At 76.7% G+C, this 1809-nt stretch carries 2 protein-coding genes; both read left to right on the top strand.

From position 1 onward, the window contains the following. The first annotated feature begins 139 nt into the window (after positions 1–139). Complete coding sequence (locus AB0L40_RS27770) at positions 140–484, top strand: exonuclease SbcCD subunit D C-terminal domain-containing protein (protein WP_364362035.1); 345 nt, start codon at positions 140–142, stop codon at positions 482–484. Beyond that, positions 481–1797 (top strand): SMC family ATPase, encoded by a 1317-nt coding sequence (locus AB0L40_RS27765; RefSeq protein WP_364362033.1) that lies wholly within the window; start codon positions 481–483, stop codon positions 1795–1797. Before AB0L40_RS27770 ends, AB0L40_RS27765 begins: the two co-directional genes overlap by 4 nt. The last annotated feature ends 12 nt before the right edge of the window (positions 1798–1809 follow it).

The following is a 1809-nucleotide window of genomic DNA, read 5'->3' as shown; positions in this document are numbered from 1 at the left end:
CCGTCGTCGAACCCGTCGTCGTCGCCGTACGAGCCGCCGGGATCCATGTCGACGTAGGACGCGTCGTCGTCGAAGGGCGGGATGTCGTGGTCGTCAGGTGGGGCCATGGAGCGGATGTCTCCCGGCGCCGTTCCGCCTCGTGCGGCTGCGCGGGACGCTGGAGGACCTGCTCGCCGACGCGGCGCTCGCCGAGCACGAGGCGGAGGACGCGTGGCTCGAGGTCGTCCTCACCGACCCGCTCCTGCCGGCGCGGCCGATGGAGCGGCTGCGCGCGCGGTTCCCTCAGGTACTCGTCCTGCAGCACGCGCCCGAGGGCGAGCTCTCCCCCGCGACCGTCGCCCGCGACCGGATCCGGGGTCGCACCGACCTGCAGGTGCTGGAGGCGTTCGTCACCGACGTCCGCGGGGAGGCCCCGACGGGCGACGAGGTCCCGCTGCTGCAGGGCGCGGCGGAGTCGGTCCACCGCGGCGGGGACGACGGATGAGGCTCCACCGGCTGGAGATCGAGGCCTTCGGCCCCTTCGGTGGGCACGAGGTCGTCGACTTCGACGCGCTGTCGGCGTCCGGGCTCTTCCTGCTGTCGGGCCCGACCGGCGCGGGCAAGACGAGCGTGCTCGACGCCGTCTGCTTCGCGCTCTTCGGCGAGGTCCCCGGCGCCCGCGGCGAGGGCCGGCTCGGCAGCGACCACCGCGCGCCGGACGCGACGCCGCGGGTCGTCCTGGAGGCCACGGTCGGCGGACGCCGCATCCGCGTCACGCGCAGCCCGAAGCACGAGCGCCCGCCGCTGCGGGGCGGCGGCGCGCCGGTCCAGGAGGGCGCGTCGGCGACGCTCGAGCTGCAGGACGCCGGCGGGACGTGGACGGCGGTCGCGGCGAAGATCCCCGAGGTCCGCCACGAGCTCGACCCGCTGCTGGGCATGACGGCGGAGCAGTTCCTGCAGGTCGTGATGCTGCCGCAGGGCGCGTTCGCGACGTTCCTGCGCGCCGACGCGAAGGCCCGCCAGCAGGTGCTCGAGCGGCTCTTCGACGCCGAGCGCTTCTCGAAGATCGAGTTCTGGCTGCAGGACCGCGCCCGCGAGGCCCGCGCCGGGGTGCAGTCGGCGCGCATCGCCGCCGACCACGCGCTCGCCTCCGCCGCGGGCGCCTGGAAGGCCGGCGAGGAGGTCCCGCGCCTGGGCGGCGACCTCGCGGCGTCGGTCGACGACGTCCGGGCCTGGATCGACGCGGAACGCGCCCGGACGACGACCGTCGCCGCCGAGGCCGACGCCGCCCGGGCCCGAGCCGAGGCCGCACTGACGGCCGCGGAGTCCGCCGCGACCGCGGCCCGGGCGCTCGCCGAGCGACAGGACCGTCGTCGGAGGGCCGAGGCCGACCTGCGCAAGGTCGAGCAGCACCGCGCCGGCCGCGACAAGCTCGCCGCCGAGCTCGACGCGCACCGCGCAGCCGCACCGCTGCTGCCGTACCTGAACGCCGACCGCCAGACGCGCGCCGCCGCCGAGAACGCCGCGACCGAGCTGACCAAGGCGCGGCGCTACGTCGAGCAGCTCGAGGAACCGGAGCTGCTCGCCGATCCGTCGCGCTGGGCGTCCGTGTCCCGCGCGTCCGGCGAGCAGGCCGCGGGGCTCGAGGAGCTGCGGCAGGCGGAGGCCGGCGTGCCCGGCCGCGAGCGCGAGCTGACGCGGCTGCAGGCCGCCGTCGCCGATCATGCGCGCCGCGGGGAGCAGGCGCACGCGCTCCCGACCAGCGCGACGAGCAGTACGAGGCGGCGTGGGGTGGGTATGCGGAGCACGCCCGGATGATCCCCGATCCGA

Source organism: Patulibacter sp. NPDC049589 (genome assembly GCF_040675535.1).
GTDB lineage: Bacteria > Actinomycetota > Thermoleophilia > Solirubrobacterales > Solirubrobacteraceae > Patulibacter.
The sequence above is the reverse complement of the archived record's forward strand: the minus strand, read 5'-3'. Positions and strand labels throughout refer to the sequence as shown.